General features: G+C 73.8%; 13 protein-coding genes and 1 tRNA gene. 10 read left to right on the plus strand and 4 right to left on the minus strand.

Going from position 1 to position 17,035, the window contains the following annotated elements; genetic code table 11:
- Complete coding sequence (locus ACWC91_RS07645; protein ID WP_450643939.1) at positions 1-1,197, minus strand: MGDG synthase family glycosyltransferase; 1,197 nt, start codon at positions 1,195-1,197, stop codon at positions 1-3.
- Positions 1,198-1,367: 170 nt separating this feature from the next.
- Between ACWC91_RS07645 and ACWC91_RS07650 the strand changes: the two genes are divergently transcribed.
- The 4 genes from ACWC91_RS07650 (at position 1,368) to ACWC91_RS07665 (ending at position 5,285) form a co-directional block, all read left to right on the plus strand.
- Complete coding sequence (locus tag ACWC91_RS07650; protein WP_225080207.1) at positions 1,368-2,216, plus strand: SDR family NAD(P)-dependent oxidoreductase; 849 nt, start codon at positions 1,368-1,370, stop codon at positions 2,214-2,216.
- Between the two features lie 8 nt (positions 2,217-2,224).
- Positions 2,225-3,244, plus strand: coding sequence for a DMT family transporter (locus ACWC91_RS07655; protein WP_225080208.1), 1,020 nt, complete (start codon positions 2,225-2,227; stop codon positions 3,242-3,244).
- A gap of 46 nt (positions 3,245-3,290) precedes the next feature.
- On the plus strand, positions 3,291-4,064 hold the full coding sequence (locus tag ACWC91_RS07660; RefSeq protein WP_374114090.1) for a polysaccharide deacetylase family protein: 774 nt from the start codon (positions 3,291-3,293) through the stop codon (positions 4,062-4,064).
- 417 nt (positions 4,065-4,481) lie between these two features.
- Positions 4,482-5,285, plus strand: a complete 804-nt coding sequence (locus tag ACWC91_RS07665; RefSeq protein WP_281156952.1) for a cobalt-precorrin-6A reductase — start codon at positions 4,482-4,484, stop codon at positions 5,283-5,285.
- Here ACWC91_RS07665 and cobF read toward each other — a convergent pair.
- Both cobF and ACWC91_RS07675 read right to left on the minus strand, forming a co-directional pair.
- Complete coding sequence (cobF, locus tag ACWC91_RS07670; RefSeq protein WP_450644610.1) at positions 5,227-6,015, minus strand: precorrin-6A synthase (deacetylating); 789 nt, start codon at positions 6,013-6,015, stop codon at positions 5,227-5,229. The genes ACWC91_RS07665 and cobF overlap by 59 nt on opposite strands.
- Before the next feature lie 84 nt (positions 6,016-6,099).
- The gene (locus tag ACWC91_RS07675; RefSeq protein WP_450644608.1) at positions 6,100-6,627 is read right to left on the minus strand and encodes a DUF309 domain-containing protein; all 528 of its coding nucleotides are present in this window, start codon (positions 6,625-6,627) and stop codon (positions 6,100-6,102) included.
- A gap of 101 nt (positions 6,628-6,728) precedes the next feature.
- On the opposite strand from ACWC91_RS07675, the gene ACWC91_RS07680 reads away from it, so the two are divergent.
- The 6 genes from ACWC91_RS07680 to ACWC91_RS07705 all read left to right on the plus strand — a co-directional run bounded on the left by ACWC91_RS07680 (position 6,729) and on the right by ACWC91_RS07705 (position 16,124).
- Positions 6,729-6,802 (plus strand) — tRNA-Pro (locus tag ACWC91_RS07680).
- A 405-nt stretch (positions 6,803-7,207) separates the two neighbouring features.
- Positions 7,208-10,285, plus strand: a complete 3,078-nt coding sequence (locus ACWC91_RS07685; protein WP_450725841.1) for an FAD-binding and (Fe-S)-binding domain-containing protein — start codon at positions 7,208-7,210, stop codon at positions 10,283-10,285.
- 44 nt (positions 10,286-10,329) lie between these two features.
- Complete coding sequence (locus tag ACWC91_RS07690) at positions 10,330-12,153, plus strand: thiamine pyrophosphate-requiring protein (RefSeq protein WP_450642318.1); 1,824 nt, start codon at positions 10,330-10,332, stop codon at positions 12,151-12,153.
- Positions 12,150-13,259, plus strand: coding sequence for an enolase C-terminal domain-like protein (locus tag ACWC91_RS07695; protein WP_450642317.1), 1,110 nt, complete (start codon positions 12,150-12,152; stop codon positions 13,257-13,259). Before ACWC91_RS07690 ends, ACWC91_RS07695 begins: the two co-directional genes overlap by 4 nt.
- Before the next feature lie 39 nt (positions 13,260-13,298).
- Positions 13,299-15,080: a glycoside hydrolase family 15 protein gene (locus ACWC91_RS07700; RefSeq protein ID WP_450642315.1), complete on the plus strand. Its 1,782-nt coding sequence runs from the start codon at positions 13,299-13,301 to the stop codon at positions 15,078-15,080.
- 3 nt (positions 15,081-15,083) lie between these two features.
- Entirely contained in the window at positions 15,084-16,124 is a 1,041-nt protein-coding gene (locus ACWC91_RS07705) for an SDR family oxidoreductase (protein ID WP_376499971.1), read from the plus strand.
- A gap of 113 nt (positions 16,125-16,237) precedes the next feature.
- Here the strand turns inward: ACWC91_RS07705 and ACWC91_RS07710 are convergent, their stop codons facing one another.
- Positions 16,238-17,023, minus strand: coding sequence for a GntR family transcriptional regulator (locus tag ACWC91_RS07710; protein WP_450642313.1), 786 nt, complete (start codon positions 17,021-17,023; stop codon positions 16,238-16,240).
- Between the last annotated feature and the right edge of the window lie 12 nt (positions 17,024-17,035).

Raw genomic sequence — 17,035 nt, forward strand, 5'->3', positions numbered from 1 at the left:
CTAGGAAGGGCGGCTCGCCCCCGCGGCCCGTACGACCAGGTCGAGCGGGTCCTGCCGGAAGAGGGCGCGCCCGGCCGCGATCCGCTCCTCACGCGGTGCGCCCGGCACCGTGAGACGGGCCAGGGCGCGCAGCAGGGCATCCGGGTCGGGTGCGTGGTCGCAGACGCCGAGGGCCGCCATACGGCGCAGCCCCTCCGCGCCGTGTCCGGGCAGCGGGCGGTGACCGACGACGGGCAGGCCCGCGGCGAGCGCCTGAACCGCGGTCTGCCCGGCCGCGTTGTCCACCAGGGCGGCACACGCGTGCAGCAGCTCCGGCATGTCCGTCACCCAACCGGGGGTGAGGACACCCGGCGTCGCGGACAGGGTGCGGCGCAGCCGTTCGTTGCGTCCGCAGAGCACGACCGGCAGGAAACCGTGCGCGGCGAGCAGCCGGGCGGTGTCGGCCAGCCGGCTGCCGGCTCCCCAGGCGCCCGCGGAGACCAGCACCGCGGGCCGCCCGCCGCCGTGCCGCTCCAGCCGGCGCCGCCACACGGCCGTCCCCGGTCCCGCGGCGAAGAACTCCGGTGCCACGACCGGACCGGTCACCTCCGCCGCTCGGCCGGTGCCCCGCCGGACCTCCCGAGCGGTCTCGTCCGTGAGGCAGACATGCAGGTCGTTGCCCGGATGCAGCCACTGCCGGTGCGCCGCGAAGTCGACGACGACCACCGCGCTGGGCACCCGCAGCGCGCCGCGCGCCCGGAGGTGGCCGGTGAGCTGGGCGGCCAGATGGAAGACCGGCACGACGACATCGGGCCGCCACTCACCCACCAGGCCCAGCAGGCGCCCACCGGCCAGCCGCGCCAGCGGGGTGCCGCTCGGGCGTGGCCGGGGTCCGGGCGCGAGGAACAGATCGTAGATACCGGCGTAGACCCAGGGGGCCCGACGCACGACGGTCCGGTAGAAGCCGCGCAGGCCGCTTCCCAGACCGCCTGGCAGCAGGGCCAGCACGTCCACGACACGGGCCTCCTTGCCGGCGGCGCGGGCGCGGCGGACCAGTTCGGCGGCCACCGTGTCGTGGCCCGACCCCATGCTCGCGGTCACCACCAGCAGCCGCTCCGCTTCCGGCGGGGACGCCGGGCTCGGCCGGGCGGGCGTGTGGCGCGTACCGGGCTCGCGGGCGGCGGGCAGCGGTGGCGGCACGGACGATTCGGACGACACTGGAAGTGAGTAACCCTCACCCACCGCAGTCAAACGAACGGGCACACCCTTGCGCCCGTCCCACGTTTCGGGCACAGCCTCCGGGATACTTCACCAGCCCGGAGGCCGTCCCGTACCGCCGGGGCCGCACCGGCGGCCCTCGGTCCGTCCGATCCTCGAGGTGCGTCCCGATGTCCCACGCCCCCTCCCGCGTACGGTCCGGCTCCGGCACGCCGGTCGAGGCACCGGTGGCGCCGAGCGCCGCGCCCGGCCGGACCGGCGGTGCCGCGGCGCCGGGCGGGGGCGCGCTGGTGACCGGGGCCTCGTCCGGGATCGGCGCGGCCGTGGCACGGCGGCTCGCCGCGGAGGGCGGCTGGCGCCTGGTGCTCAACGGGCGCGACCGCGCACGGCTGGAGGAGGTCGCCCGGGGCACCTCGGCCGTGGCCTTCCCGGCGGACCTGTCCGGCCAGGGCGCCGAGCGGCGACTGGCGGAGTTCGCGCTCGACAGCGTCGGCCGCGTCGACCTGCTGGTGGCGGGCGCGGGCATCGGGTGGGCCGGGCCGTTCAGCACCATGCCCCAGCCCGCCATCGACGAGCTGTTCGAGGTCAACGTGCTGGCGACGCTGCGCCTGGTACGGCTGCTGCTGCCCCAGATGATCAGGCAGGGCACCGGCCGCGTGGTCATCATCGGCTCCCTGGCGGGCACGGTCGGTGTCCGCGACGAGGCCGTCTACTCCGCCGCCAAGGCCGCGCTGGGCGCCTTCGCCGACGCCGTGCGCTACGAATTGCGCGGCACGGGGGTCGGCATCAGCCACGTGGTGCCTGGGGTGGTCGACACGCCGTTCTTCGACCGCCGAGGAGTGCCCTACCGGCGCTCCCGGCCCCGGCCCGTCCCGGCGAGCCGGGTCGCCGACGCGGTGTGGGAGGCGGTGTCGCGGGGCCGGGACGAGGTGTACGTCCCCGGCTGGACCCGGCTGCCGGGCCGGGTGCGCGGCGCCGCGCCCGCCCTGTACCGCCGCCTCGCCGCACGGTTCGGGTGACGCACGGGGTGAACGTGCTCACCGTCGTCCTCGCACTGTTCGCCGCCTGCGCCAACGCCGCGGCCTCGGTACTGATGCGGCGCGCGGCAACGGAGACGCCGGAGGGCGGGGGAGGGGGCGACCGGCGCACCGGCGGTACGGCGGCCGGGCCACCGGACAGGCGCGGGGAGGGCGGCGGCCCGGACCCCCGTGCGGCGAAGGGCGGAAACGGGCCGGTCGGCGCGCGTACGCCGCACGCCGTCAAGGTCAGGCGGCGGCGGTTCTGGCTGGCCGGGGCGGCCATGCTGGCCGTGTCCGCGGTGTTGCAGGCCGCGGCGCTGGCCGTCGGAAGCCTGTCACTCGTCCAGCCCCTGCTGGCGACCGAACTTCTGTTCACGCTGGCGATGGGCAGCATCGTCTTCCGCCGGCGGCCGGCCCGGATCACCTGGCTGTCCTTCCTCGCCCTGGCCGCCGGACTGGCCGTCTTCCTCGGCGCCGCCTCGCCGTCCGCCGGACGCGCCACGGCCGAGGCGGCGCGCTGGATCCCCGTCGGCGTCGCCCTGGCGTGCCTGGTGCTCCTGCTGATCGGCGTGGCTCGGCTGGTCAAGGGCCCGGCCCGCGCTGCCGTGCTCGGTCTGGCCTCGGCCGTGCTGTTCGCGGCGACGGCCGCCCTCCTCAAGGAGGTGACCGGCCTCTATCCGCAGGGCCTGGCCGTGCTGGCGTCCAACTGGACGCCGTACGCCACGGCGATCACCGGACTGGCCGCCTTCGGACTGCTCCAGTGCGCCTTCCGGGCGGGCACGCTCGTCGCCTCCCAGCCGGCCCTCACCCTCGGCGACGCCCTGACGAGCATGGCGCTGGGATGGGCGCTGTTCGGGGAACACATCGCCCTGGGCGTACGCATGGTGCCCGAGGCGATCGGTATCGGTCTGCTCGCGGCCGGGACGGTCGGTCTGTCCCGTTCCCCCGCCGTGTCGGGCAAGTGGGACGCGGAATCGGCGGTCGGCGCGGCCTCCGGTCCGGGAAGGGCGCAGGCGGAGCACCCGTGAGGCCATGAGCACGAGGAGGAGTCGGCAGGTGGAGGGCAGAGCATCGATGAGGAGGAGCCGGCAGGTGGCAGGACCAGGCAGCCGTCCCGCGCGCACCGCGCTGGCGGCCCTCACGCCGGTGGCCGCCGTCGCGGCCGCCCACATCGTCCCGGCGGCCACCTGGCTGCCCCGCTTCCGGGCTCTGTGCTTCCCCGGCCTCGCCGGGACCGGCCGCCCCGACCACGTCGCACTGACCTTCGACGACGGCCCGGACCCGGCCTCCACGCCGCGATTCCTGGACGAGCTGGACCGGCTGCACGTACGCGCCACGTTCTTCGTCCTGGGCGAGAGAGCGGCCCGCTTCCCCGGCCTCACCCGGCACATCGCGGACCGGGGACACGAGCTCGCCGTGCACGGCTGGACCCACAGCCGCCCCTGGCTGCCGGCTCCGGCCCGGGACGTCCGGGAGACGGCGCGGGCGGCCCGCGCCGTGCACGACACCACGGGCCTGCGGCCGCGGTGGTACCGCCCGCCCTACGGCATTCTCACCGCGGGCCGCTGGGCCGCCGCCCGGCGCGCGGGTCTGCGCCCCGTGCTGTGGACCGCCTGGGGCCGCGACTGGACGGCGGACGCGACCCCCGCCTCCGTCCGCACGACCGTCACCGCGGACCTGCGCGGCGGCGGCACGATCCTCCTGCACGACACCGACCACGCCTCCGCCCCCGACTCCTGGCAGGCAACCCTCGGCGCCCTGCCCGGCCTTCTCCGCGTCTGCCACGACGCCGGCTGGTCGGTGGGCCCCCTGTCCGAACACGGCCTGCACCTAGGCGGGCGGCGTTGAGCCCGTCCATCCGTTTCCGGGGTCCCACGCCGCCCCGCCTCAGCCTCTGGGCGCCTCGCCGCCCCGCCTCAGCCTCTGGGCGCCTCGCGCCTGCTGCTCTGCGGCCGGGCGCGCGCGCCTGACGCGCGATGGACCACGGGACTTGAGGGCAGGCCACGGCGCCGAGGACGGCCCGGCCGATGGCCGTGCGGGCACGCTCTCCTCCGCGGCGCGCCGCGCAGCGCCGGTACGCGATGCCGGGCGCGGCGCGATACCGAACCGCGGCAATCGAGGGTCCGCATCGGGGGCGATGCCACGCGCCGCACCGTATGCGGCTACGCACCGCACGCGGAGAGCCCCGTCACCCGGCAGGACCTCGTGCCCTCGTCGCCGCACCCTGGTGCCGCCCCCCGTCCGTCACCCCCTACGCTCGATGCCATGTCCTCGCACATCCTGGTTCTCGGTGGTACCGCCGAGGCCCGTGAACTGGCCACGGTGCTTGCGGCGCGAGACGGGGTGCGGGTGACGAGTTCGCTGGCGGGGCGGGTGACGCGGCCGGGGGCGCTCGACGGGGATGTGCGGGTCGGAGGGTTCGGGGGGGCGGAGGGGCTGGCCTCCTGGCTGCGCGAGCACCGCGTGGACGCCGTCGTCGACGCCACCCACCCCTTCGCCGAGGCGATCACGCGGAACGCGGCGCGGGCCGCGGCGGCGACCGGCGTACCCGTGGTGGTCCTGCGCCGGCCCGGATGGCGGCCGGGCCCAGGGGACCGCTGGCACCCGGTCGCCTCCCTGCACGCCGCGGCGGAGCTGCTGCCGCGGCTCGGGCGCCGGGCGTTCCTGACCACGGGACGGCTGGGCCTCGCCGCCTTCGCCCACCTGGCCGAGACGCGCTTCGTCGTACGCTCGGTCGAGCCGCCCGAGCCGCCGATGCCCCCGGACACACGGGTGGTGCTCGCCCGCGGACCGTTCACCGTGGCCGGCGAGACAGAGCTGCTCAGGGAGCACCGCATCGACGTACTGGTGACCAAGGACAGCGGGGGAGCGGCCACCGCGGCCAAACTCTCGGCCGCGCGGGAACTCGGGCTGCCGGTCGTCGTCGTACGCCGTCCGCCGCTGCCGCCGGAGCTGACCGCCGTACCGGATGTCGCGGCCGTGCTGGAACGCCTCGGCCGGGCCGCCCGGCCTACTCCGCCTTCTCCGGCCGGCCCTCGGGCCTGCGGCGCAGCAGATACGTGTCCATGATCCACCCCTTGCGCTCGCGGGCCTCGGCCCGCAGTCGCTCGATGCGTGGCGAGGCCTCGGCGATCGGGCCGGAGACGAGGATCTCGTCCGGGGTGCCTATGTAGGCGCCCCAGTAGATGTCGATGTCCTGGTCGGCGCAGTGCCGGAAGGCCTGGTGGGCGTCGAGCATCACGACCACGTCGTCCACGCCCTCCGGGAACCCCTCGGCCAGCCGCCGCCCAGTGGTGATCTGCACGGGCCGGGCGACCCGGTTGAGCCCCGTACGGTGCCGGGCCACCAGGGCCGAGACGCTGCTGATGCCGGGCACCACGTCGTACGCGAAGTCCACCGTGCCCCGCGCCAGCACCTCCTGGAGGATGCCGAGCGTGCTGTCGTACAGCGCCGGATCGCCCCACACCAGGAACGCGCCGGTCTCGTCCCCGCCCAATTCCCGGGTGATCAGCCGCTCGTAGATGTCCGCGCGTGCGCTGCGCCAGTCGCCGACGGCGGGGGAGTAGGCGGAACCGCCCGCCGTCCGGTCCCGCTCCGGGTCACGCGCCTCCACCACGCGGTACGTCCCCTCCGGTATGTGCGTGCGAAGCATGTCCCGGCGCAGCTGCACGAGGTCCGACTTCGCCTCGCCCTTGTCGAGGACGAAGAACACGTCCGTCTCGCGCAGCGCCCTGACCGCCTGGAGGGTGAGCTGGTCGGGGTCGCCTGTGCCGATGCCGATCACATGAATCTTTCGCACGCCCCGAGTCTGCCGTACGGCACTGACAACGCGTCCACCGGCGTCGCACCGACCGCTACGGGCACCGCTCACGCCGCCGGCGGGCTACGCCCGGCCGCCGCGCAGCCGAGGCGCCCGCTCCGCCGCGTCCACGGCGCCCGCCGCCCCGCTGCCCACGGCGTCCGCCAGCTCCCGCGCCCACGCCACCACCCCGGACACGTCCATGCCGTACGGAGTCCGCTCCCCGGTGTCCGCCACCCACTCCTCCACCGCGCCCGCCCCGCGCCGCAGCAGCCGGGCGCCGCCGGTGACGTTGCCGCGGGCCGCGTGCGTGAGCCCCACCGCGAGCTGGGCCAGCCCCCGCCACAGGGCGCGCTCCGCCGGCGGCCCCGACTTCCAGGCGTCCTCGAAGACCTCGTGCGCGTGGAACGGCTTGCCCGCGTCCAGCAGCGCCTGAGCCTCGGCGACCGTCGCAGGCGGGGTGCGCACCACGCCCTCGGGCTGCCTCGGTACACCGTCGGCGCCGTACGGCAGAGGCCGCCCGAGCCCGTCCCGGGGCCGCGCGTTGCGCGCCCGCCCCTCACTGTCCCGGTCCCGCGCGCCCGCCGGCCTGTCGGAGGAAGTGCCGCTCATACGCCGATTGTCCCCGACCCCGTGCCCCTTTTCGGCGCGGCCCCCGAGGTGGGGTAAAGTGACGTTCGCGCGATCACGTGGTTCACCGCACGAACGCGCAGCGGGACGTGGCGCAGCTTGGTAGCGCACTTGACTGGGGGTCAAGGGGTCGCAGGTTCAAATCCTGTCGTCCCGACTCGAAAGAGTCGCAGATCAGGGCCGGTTTTCGGAGACATCCGAGAACCGGCCCTTGGTCATTCTTGGGACCGGCTGGTGACCAGTGTCCTTGCCCGGCCTGAGCGGTGATGGCCGTCGGGCTCGGGAGGGCCGTCCCGGCCGGCCCGGCGGCAGCCCCGGGCCTCCTCTCTTGGGGACCTCACCCGACGCCGACCCATAGGACCGGCGCCGCCGAGGTCTGTCCCGGACTGCCGTGCCGCCCGCACCGCACCGCCGCTTCGGCGCCGTCGGCGAGCGCCCGAAAAGCCGCCCTTGCACACTGCGAGGGTGGGTACTCGCGGTGGATGACGGCGGCAGGGCCGCCGTTCGCACGGCCCAGGACGTCCTGCACGCTCCAGGAAGGCGGTTGCCCCCGATGCCCCGGATGAGTGGCACATCCCCCCTCGACGCCTCCTCGGTGGACGTGGCCGGCCTGGAGGCGGCGCTGCGCGAGGCCGTGGACGGGGAGGTACGGTTCGACGCCGGGAGCCGAGGCGCGTACGTCACGGACGGCTCCAACTACCGGCAGGTGCCGATCGGCGTCGTCGTCCCGCGCACCGTGGAGGCCGGCGCAGAGACCGTGCGGGTGTGCGCCCGGTTCGGCGCGCCGGTGCTGTCCCGCGGTGGCGGCACCAGCCTGGCGGGACAGACGACGAACACCGCCGTGGTGATCGACTGGACCAAGTACTGCCACGCCCTGATATCCGTCGCCCCCGACGCGCGCACCTGCGTGGTCGAACCGGGCATCGTCCTGGACGATCTCAACCAGCGGCTGTCCGGCCACGGCCTGCAGTTCGGGCCGAAGCCCTCCACCCACAGCCACTGCGCGCTGGGCGGCATGATCGGCAACAACTCGTGCGGCGCGTCCGCACAGGCGTACGGCAAGACCGTCGACAACGTACGCCGGCTGGAAGTCCTCACTTACGACGGGCTGCGCATGTGGGTGGGCCCGACAACAGAGGCCGAGCGGGCGCGGATAGCGGCCGAGGGCGGCCGGAAGGCGGAGATCCACGCCGGCCTGGACCGCATCGTCACCGAGTACCTGGCGGACATCCGGCGCGGTTTTCCGAAGATCCCCCGCCGGGTCTCCGGCTACAACCTCGACTCGCTGCTGCCGGAGAACGGCTTCGACGTCGCCCGTGCCCTGGTCGGCAGCGAGGGCACCCTGGTGACCGTACTGCGCGCCGAACTCGAACTGGTGCCCGTGCCGGCGTACCAGTCCATCCTGGTGCTCGGCTACGAGGACATCTGCCGGGCCGGCGACGATGTCTCCCACGTGCTTGAGTACTGCTCGCCCAGCCAGATGGAGGCGCTGGACGGGCGGATGGCGCAGCTGATGCGCGAGGAGGGCGCCTACCTGGACTCCCTCAATGTCCTCCCCGAGGGCGACAGCTGGCTGCTGGTGCAGTTCAGCGGTGACAGCCAGGACGACGTCGACGAGCAGGCGAACGCCCTGCTGCGGGCCATCGGCCGCAGCGAGAAGGACCCGAACGTGGCCTTCTCCGACAACCCCGAGCGCGAGCAGAAGATGCTCAAGGCCCGTGAGGCCGGGCTCGGCGTGACCGCGCGGCCCCCGGACGACCGGGAGACCTGGGAGGGCTGGGAGGACTCCGCCGTCCCGCCGGACCGGCTCGGCGACTACCTGCGGGACCTGAGGAAGCTGTTCGAGGAGTTCGATTACGACCATCCCTCGCTGTACGGGCACTTCGGGCAGGGCTGCGTGCACACCCGTATCCCGTTCGGGCTGAAGACCGCCGAGGGCGTCGCCGACTACCGCCGCTTCGTCGAGCGGGCCGCCGACCTGGTGGCCTCCTACGGCGGCTCGCTGTCCGGTGAGCACGGCGACGGCCAGTCCCGGGGCGAGCTGCTGACCCGGATGTTCGGCGAACGCCTGGTGACCGCCTTTGGCGAGGTGAAGGCGCTGTTCGACCCGGACAACCGGATGAACCCGGGCAAGGTCGTCGACCCCCACCCGGTCGACGGACAGCTCCGCCTCGGCCCCGCCTGGCGGCCGGCCACGCCAAAGACGCACTTCGGCTACCCGGCGGACGAGCACTCCTTCACCCGCGCGGTGATGCGCTGCGTCGGCATCGGCAACTGCCGTACCCACGAGGGCGGCGTGATGTGCCCCTCGTACCGGGCCACCAGGGAGGAGGAGCACTCCACCCGGGGCCGCGCCCGGCTGCTGTTCGAGATGCTCGACGGGCACGCGGACTCCACGATCACCGACGGCTGGCGCTCCACCGAGGTCCACGACGCCCTCGACCTGTGCCTGGCCTGCAAGGGCTGCAAGTCGGACTGCCCGGTGGGCGTCGACATGGCCACCTACAAGGCGGAGTTCCTCTCCCACCACTACGAGGGACGGCTGCGCCCGGCCGCCCACTACTCCATGGGCTGGCTGCCGCTGTGGGCCCGGCTCTCCCGTATCGCCCCGGCCCTGGTCAACGCGCTGCTGCACGCGCCCGGCCTGGCGCGCGCGGGCAAGCGGCTGGCCGGCGTGGCCGAGGAGCGGTCGGCCCCGGTGTTCGCCCCGCAGTCCTTCCTGCAGTGGTGGCAGGCACGCGACGAGGAAGAACCCGACCCGGCCGACCCGCGGACCGTCGTGCTGTGGCCCGACACCTTCAGCACCTACTTCCACCCGTCCGTCGCGATCTCGGCCGTACGGGTGCTCCAGGACGCGGGCTTCCGGGTCGCCGTACCCACCGAACCCGTGTGCTGCGGTCTGACCTGGATCTCCACCGGCCAGCTGACCGCCGCCGAGAAGGTTCTGCGGCGCACCCTGGACGTGCTGCGGCCCTACCTGGAGGCCGGCACCCCGATCATCGGCCTGGAACCCTCCTGCACCGCGGTGTTCCGGGCCGACGCGCCCGAGCTGATGCCCGCCGACCAGGACGTCAAGCGCCTGGCCGGGCAGGTCCGCACCTTCGCCGAACAGCTCGTGCACCACGCGCCCGAGGGCTGGCAGCCGCCGAAGCTCACCCGGCAGGCGACCGTGCAGACCCACTGCCACCAGCACGCGATCATGAAGTTCGAAGCCGACCGGGAACTGATGCGCCGCGCCCACCTCGACGCCGATGTCCTGGACGAGGGCTGCTGCGGCCTGGCCGGCAACTTCGGCTTCGAACGCGGCCACCACGAGATCTCCATGGCCGTCGCGGAACAGGGCGTCCTGCCCGCCGTCCGCAAGACCGCCCCCGGCAGCCTGGTCCTCGCCGACGGCTTCAGCTGTCGCACCCAGATCGAACAGGGTGACACCGGCCGCCGCGCCCTGCACCTCGCCGAGGTGCTTGCCCTCGGGCTCAAGGGGAACCTGCCCAGCCGCCGGCCCGAACGCCTGGCCGAGAGGCCCTCCGAGCCCTCCCGCGCGGCCCGTTGGCTGGCGACCACCGGCGCCGCGGCCCTCACGGCCACGGCCGCGACCGCCGCCGGCCGGCCGGTCCTGCGGCACCTGCGCCGTCCGTGACCACGTCCCGACGAAAGCGACCACCCCCGGAAAGGTCTTCGAACATGTCGATGAAGGTCTCCGACCACGTCCTCGAGCGCCTGCGCGACTGGGGCGTGGAGTACGTCTTCGCCTACCCCGGCGACGGCATCAACGGCCTGCTCGCGGCCTGGGGCCGCGCCGACGACAACCCCCGCTTCATCCAGGCCCGCCACGAGGAGATGGCCGCCTTCGAGGCCGTCGGATACGCCAAGTTCTCCGGCAGGGTCGGCGTCTGCGCCGCCACCTCCGGGCCCGGCGCCATCCACCTCCTCAACGGCCTGTACGACGCCAAGCTGGACCACGTGCCGGTCGTCGCGATCGTCGGGCAGACCAACCGCAGCGCCATGGGCGGCTCCTACCAGCAGGAGGTCGACCTGCTCAGTCTCTACAAGGACGTCGCCTCCGACTTCGTCGAGATGGTCACCGTCCCCGAACAGCTGCCCAACGTGATCGACCGGGCGATGCGCACCGCCTTGGCCCGCCGCTCGGTGACGGCCGTCATCATCCCCGCCGACGTACAGGAACTCGACTACTCGCCGCCCGAGCACGCCTTCAAGATGGTCCCCTCCAGTCTCGGCATGCCGCACTACGCGCCGGTGCCCGCCGACGACGACCTCGCCCACGCCGCCGAGGTACTCAACGCCGGGGAGAAGGCCGCCATCCTCATAGGACAGGGCGCCCGAGGGGCCCGGCAGGAGGTCATGGCGATCGCCGACCGGCTCGGCGCCGGCGTCGCCAAGGCCCTGCTGGGCAAGGACGCTCTGGACGACGACCTGCCGTATGTCACCGGCTCCATCGGCCTGCTGGGCACCCGGCCGTCGTACGAGCTGATGATGGGCTGCGACACCCTCCTCGTCATCGGCTCCTCCTTCCCCTACACGCAGTTCATGCCCGAGTTCGGTCAGGCGCGGGCCGTGCAGATCGACATCGACCCGCACATGGTCGGCATGCGCTACCCGTTCGAGGTGAACCTCGTGGGCGACGCCCGCGAGACCCTGACCCGGCTGCTGCCGCTGCTCAAGGCGGACAAGGAAAACAGCTGGCGCAAGAAGGTCGAGCAGGACACAGCCCGCTGGTGGGAGGTCATGCAGCGGCGCGCCGCCGTCGACGCCGACCCGATCAACCCCGAGTACGTCGCCCACGCCCTGAACGACCTGCTGCCCGGCGACGTCATCCTCGCCTCGGACTCCGGCTCCGCCGCCAACTGGTACGCGCGCCACCTGAGGCTGCGCGGCGCCATGCGCGGCTCCCTGTCCGGCACGCTGGCCACCATGGGGCCCGGAGTGCCGTACGTCATCGGCGCCAAGTTCGCGCACGACGACCGTCCGGCGATCGCGCTGGTCGGCGACGGCGCGATGCAGATGAACGGCATGGCCGAACTCATCACCGTCGCCAAGTACTGGCGCGAGTGGAGCGACCCGCGCCTGATCGTGGCCGTCCTGAACAACCAGGACCTCAACCAGGTCACCTGGGAGATGCGCGCCATGGCCGGTGCCCCGCAGTTCCTGCCCTCCCAGTCGATCCCGGACGTCGCCTACGCCGACTTCGCCCGCCTGATCGGCCTGAACGGCATGCGCATCGAGAAGCCCGGCGACGTGCAGGGTGCCTGGGAGGCCGCGCTCGCCTCCGACAAGCCCTGTGTGCTCGACTTCGTCACCGACCCGGCCGTGCCGCCCATCCCCCCGCACGCAAGCCTCGACCAGATCGAGGCCGCGGCGGCCTCCGTCCTCAAGGGCGACACCGACCGTGCCGCCATGGTCCGCCAGGGTCTCAAGGCCAAGGTGCAGGAGTTCCTGCCGGGCGGCAGGCACCGCGAGGACCGGCCCGGCGCGGAGGACGGCAAGTGAGCGACACCCCCGTCGTGGAGCAGGTGGACACCTCCGTGTTCACCGTCCCCACCGACGCTCCCGAAGCGGACGGCACCCTCAGCTGGGACAGCACCACGCTGATCCTGGCCGCCGTGCGCTGCGGGGGCGTCACCGGCCTCGGGTACACCTACGCACCCGCCGCCACCGCCCGCGTCGTCGACGACCTGCTCGCCGGTGTCGTCACCGGCTCACCGGCGCTGGACGTGCCGCGCATGAACGAGGCCATGCACCGCGCGGCGCGCAACGCGGGCCTGCCCGGGGTGGTCACCCAGGCGATCGCCGCCGTCGACATCGCCCTGTGGGACCTCAAGGCCCGGCTGCTCGACCTGCCACTGGTGCGGCTGCTCGGTGCCGCCTGCGAGGAGGTGCCCGTCTACGGCAGCGGCGGCTTCACCACGTACGACGACGAGCGGCAGGAGCGGCAGCTGCGCGGCTGGGTCGAGGACGAGGGCATACCCCGCGTCAAGATCAAGATCGCGGAGTCGTGGGGGCGGCGCGAGGACCGCGACCGGCGGCGCGTCGCCCGGGCCCGCGCCGTCATCGGGGAATGCGCGCACCTGTACGTCGACGCCAACGGCGGCTACGACGCCAAGCAGGCCGTCCGCGTCGGCCGGGCGCTCGCCGACGAGGGGGTGACCTGGTTCGAGGAGCCGGTCTCCTCCGACCACCTCACCACCCTCGGCCTGATCCGCGACCAGCTCACCCTGGACGTCGCCGCCGGCGAGTACGGCTACACCCTGCCGTACTTCGAGCACATGCTGGCCGCCGGCGCGGTCGACTGCCTGCAGGCCGACGTCACCCGGTGCGGCGGCATCACCGTCTGGCTGCGCGTCGCCGCCCTCGCCCAGGCCCGAGGCATCGGCATCTCCGGCCACTGCGCCCCACACGCCCACGCGCATGCCGCCGCCGCGGTGCCCAACCTGCGGCACCTGGAGTGGTTCCACGACCACGTACGCATCGAGCGCCTGCTGTTCGACGGCGTCCTGGACCCCGGCGGCGGCAGCATCACGCCGGGTGCCGACGGCGCGCCCGGGCTGGGACTGACCCTCGACACCGAGCGCGCACAGACCTACCGCGTGGCCTGACGGCGGGAGGCAGGAGGCGGGAGGCAGGAGGCAACAGGCATGAGCACCATCGGTCCCTTCCCGCCGCACGCGCTGCACGACTACGCGCTGCTGGCCGACGGGGAGCGCGGCGCCCTGATCGGTCCGGACGGCGCCGTCAACTGGCTGTGCGCCCCCACCTGGCACGACGACGCCGTCTTCGCCTCCCTCATCGGCGGCCGGGGCGTCTACGCGATCACCCCGCGCGGCCGCTGGGTCCCCGGCGGCTACTACGAGGAGGGCACCCTGATCTGGCGCAGTCGCTGGATCACCACCGACGGCGTCATCGAGTGCCGCGAGACCCTCGCCTTCCCTGGCGAAGCCGGCCGCCTGGTCCTGCTACGCCAGTTGACCGCCGTCGACGGCACCGCCCACCTGCGCGTGGTCCTGGACCCGTGCGCCGACTACGGCCGCGCCCCACGGACCTCCCCGCACCGCGGCGACGACGGCGTATGGCATCTCAACACCGGCCGTCACCGCCTGCGCTGGCAGGGCGCCGCATCGGCCACCGCCGGCGCCGAGGGCCTGACCGCTGACCTCGTACTGGGGCCCGGCGAGCGCCGCGACCTGGTCCTGGAGTGCTCCGACTCCCCGCTGCCGCACACGCTTCCCCGGGCCGAGAGGGCGTGGGCTGCCACCGAACAGGCCTGGCGGCAGGGCGTGCCCTCGCTGGAGCAGACCATCGCCCCGCGCGACGCCCGACGCGCCCACGCCACCCTGCGCGGGCTGACCACCCACGGCGGCGGCATGGTCGCCGCGGCCACCACGAGCCTGCCCGAACGCGCCGAGGCCGGCCGCAACTACGACTACCGGTACGTCTGGATCCGCGACCAGAGTTACGCGGGTCAGGCGGCGGCCGCCGTCAACGCACCCGAACTCCTGGACGCCGCAGTGCGTTTCGTCAGCGAACGACTGCTCGCCGACGGCCCTCACCTGGCCCCCGCCTACACCGTGCACGGCACGCCCGTCCCCGATCAGCGTGAACTCGACCTGCCCGGCTACCCCGGCGGCTTCAGCCGGATCGGCAACCACGTGGAGAAGCAGTTCCAGCTGGACTGCTTCGGCGAGGCACTGCTGCTGTTCGCCGCCGCCGAACGCCAAGGCCGGCTGGACGCCGGTGCCTGGAAGGCCGCCGAACTCGCGGTAGGGGCGATCGGCGAGCGGTGGCGGGAACCCGACGCCGGCATCTGGGAGCTGGACCCCCGCCCGTGGACGCACAGCCGGCTCAGCTGCATCGCCGGACTGCGCGCCCTGGCGGACGCCGCACCCCACCGTCCGATCGCCTCCACCTGTGCCCGCCTCGCCGACACCCTGCTCGCCGTGGTCTCGGCCACCAGTGTGCATCCCGACGGGTACTGGCAGCGCACGCCGGAGGAGCCCGCCGTCGACGCGGCCCTGCTGCTGCCCGCCCTGCGCGGCGCCCTGCCCGCCGACGACCCGCGTACCCGCGCCACCCTCGCCGCCTGCCGCGAACAACTGACCCAGGACCACTTCGTCTACCGTTTCCGCCACGACGACCGGCCCCTTCACGAGGCCGAGGGCGCGTTCCTGCTGTGCGGGTTCTTCATGGCGCTGGCCGAGCACGAGCAGGGCCACCAAGTCCAGGCGCACCGCTGGTTCGAACGCAACCGCGGCGCCTGCGGCGCGTCGGGACTGTACGCGGAGGAGTTCGACATCGCCCAGCGCCAGCTGCGCGGCAACCTCCCGCAGGCGTTCGTCCACGCCCTGCTGCTTCAGACCGCCGCCCGTCTGGCCGAGGACCCCGACCAGGACGGCGCGCGCCGCCGAGCAAGGAGGAGCTGACCCATGCCCCAGACCGTCGTCATCACCGGCGCCAGCGCCGGCATCGGCCGGGCCACCGCCCGCCTGTACGGCAAGCGTGGCGCCAACGTCGTTCTGATCGCCCGTGGCCAGGCCGGCCTGGAGGCCGCAGCCAAGGAGATCGAGGAGCTCGGCGGAAAGCCGCTGGTGCAGACCGCGGACACCGCCGACGCCCAGCAGGTCGAAACGGCCGCCACGACCGCCGAGCAGACCTTCGGCCCCATCGACGTATGGATCAACTGCGCGTTCACCAGCGTCTTCGCGCCCTTCGACGAGATCACCGCCGAGGAGTACGAGCGGGTGACCAAGGTGACCTACCTCGGCTTCGTCAACGGCACCCGCAGCGCGCTGAAGCGGATGCTGCCGCGCGACCGGGGCACCATCGTGCAGGTCGGCTCGGCACTGGGGGAGCGGGCCATCCCGCTGCAGTCGGCGTACTGCGGAGCCAAGCACGCCATCAACGGCTTCACCTCCTCCCTGCGCACCGAGCTGCTGCACCGCGGCAGCAACGTGCAGGTGACGATCGCCCAGATGCCCGCCGTCAACACCCCGCAGTTCTCCTGGGTACGGTCCCGGCTGCCCAAGCACCCGCAGCCCGTCCCGCCGATCTACCAGCCGGAGGTCGCCGCCCGGGGCGTGGTGCACGCCGCCGAGCACCCCGGCCGCAAGCAGTACTACATCGGCGCCACCACCCCGGCGACCGTCTGGGCCAACCGTCTGGCCCCGGCCCTGCTCGACCGCTACCTGGCCCGCACCGGCTTCGACTCCCAGCAGACCGACCAAAGGCCCCCGAGCGGCCGGAGCAACCTCTACGAGCCCGTCGACCGGGTGGAGGGCAGCGACCACGGCGCCCACGGCATCTTCGACAACCGCGCGCACAGCCGGTCCCTCGAGGCCGCCCTGGCCCGCCACCCCGCGCTCGTCGCCTCCGGCATAGCCCTCGGCGCCGCAGCAGCGGGCGCGGTCGTACGCCGCGGCCTCACGAGGGGCGGTAAAACGTTCGGCACTGCCGGTCTTCGACGGTAACGAAGAGTGACGACCATCGTTGGCGTGGTGCCGGTGATCAGGACCGTGCGCTGATCGTTTCCGAGTCGGTGGCGAATGCCGCGGCTGTGGAGGAGCGGAAAGTCCGGCTCCCCTCACGACCTCACCAGCAGCTGGAAGTCGAAGGTGTACCGGGACGCGCGGTACACGTGGGTGCCGTGCTCGACCGCGCGGCCCGTGTCGTCGTAGGCCGTGCGCTGCATGGTGAGCAGGGCGGCGCCCTCCCGCTCGTCGAGCAGGGGGGCCTCCTCGGCGGTGGCCGCGCGGGCGCCGATGGTCTGGCGGGCGCTGTGCAGGGTGATGCCCGCCGAGCGCATCACGCGGTACAGGCCCGTCGACTCCAGCCGGGCGGTGTCCGGTTCGAGCAGGGCCGCCGGCAGGTGGTTGCACAGGAACGCCACCGGCCGGCCGTGCGTGAACCGCAGCCTTTCCAGCACCGTGACCTCGGTGCCCTCCGCGAGGCCGAGCGCGGCGGCCACGTCGGCGGTCGCGGGCAGCCGCTCGTTGCGCAGCACCCTGGTGGTCGGTCCCTGCCCGGCCGCCTCCAGGTCGTCGTACAGACTGCTCAGCTCCAGGGGGCGACGGACCCTGCTGTGCACCACCTGGGTGCCCACCCCGCGCCGCCGCACCAGCAGGCCCTTGTCGACCAGGGACTGGATGGCCTGGCGGACCGTGGGGCGGGACAGGCCCAGGCGCGCGGACAGGTCGATCTCGTTGCCCAGGAGGTTCCCCGGGGTGAGGAGCCCGCGTTCGATCGCGGCCTCCAGCTGCTGGGCGAACTGGTGGTACAGCGGCACCGGACTGCCCCGGTCCAGCGCGAAGTCCAGGGAATCGAGCGCGCAGACGGCCCCGGGACGGGACCGGTCACCGGTCGTCGCCATGGCGGCACCCCC

Source organism: Streptomyces sp. NPDC001204 (genome assembly GCF_053598035.1).

Bases quoted from the DNA above. Each gene is read 5' to 3' on its own strand.
- ACWC91_RS07650 (WP_225080207.1), top strand. From the start codon at position 1,368: ATGTCCCACGCCCCCTCCCGCGTACGGTCCGGCTCCGGCACGCCGGTC.
- ACWC91_RS07660 (WP_374114090.1), top strand. From the start codon at position 3,291: ATGAGGAGGAGCCGGCAGGTGGCAGGACCAGGCAGCCGTCCCGCGCGC.
- ACWC91_RS07665 (WP_281156952.1), top strand. From the start codon at position 4,482: ATGTCCTCGCACATCCTGGTTCTCGGTGGTACCGCCGAGGCCCGTGAA.
- ACWC91_RS07675 (WP_450644608.1), bottom strand. From the start codon at position 6,627: ATGAGCGGCACTTCCTCCGACAGGCCGGCGGGCGCGCGGGACCGGGAC.
- ACWC91_RS07685 (WP_450725841.1), top strand. From the start codon at position 7,208: ATGAGTGGCACATCCCCCCTCGACGCCTCCTCGGTGGACGTGGCCGGC.
- ACWC91_RS07690 (WP_450642318.1), top strand. From the start codon at position 10,330: ATGTCGATGAAGGTCTCCGACCACGTCCTCGAGCGCCTGCGCGACTGG.
- ACWC91_RS07700 (WP_450642315.1), top strand. From the start codon at position 13,299: ATGAGCACCATCGGTCCCTTCCCGCCGCACGCGCTGCACGACTACGCG.
- ACWC91_RS07705 (WP_376499971.1), top strand. From the start codon at position 15,084: ATGCCCCAGACCGTCGTCATCACCGGCGCCAGCGCCGGCATCGGCCGG.
- ACWC91_RS07710 (WP_450642313.1), bottom strand. From the start codon at position 17,023: ATGGCGACGACCGGTGACCGGTCCCGTCCCGGGGCCGTCTGCGCGCTC.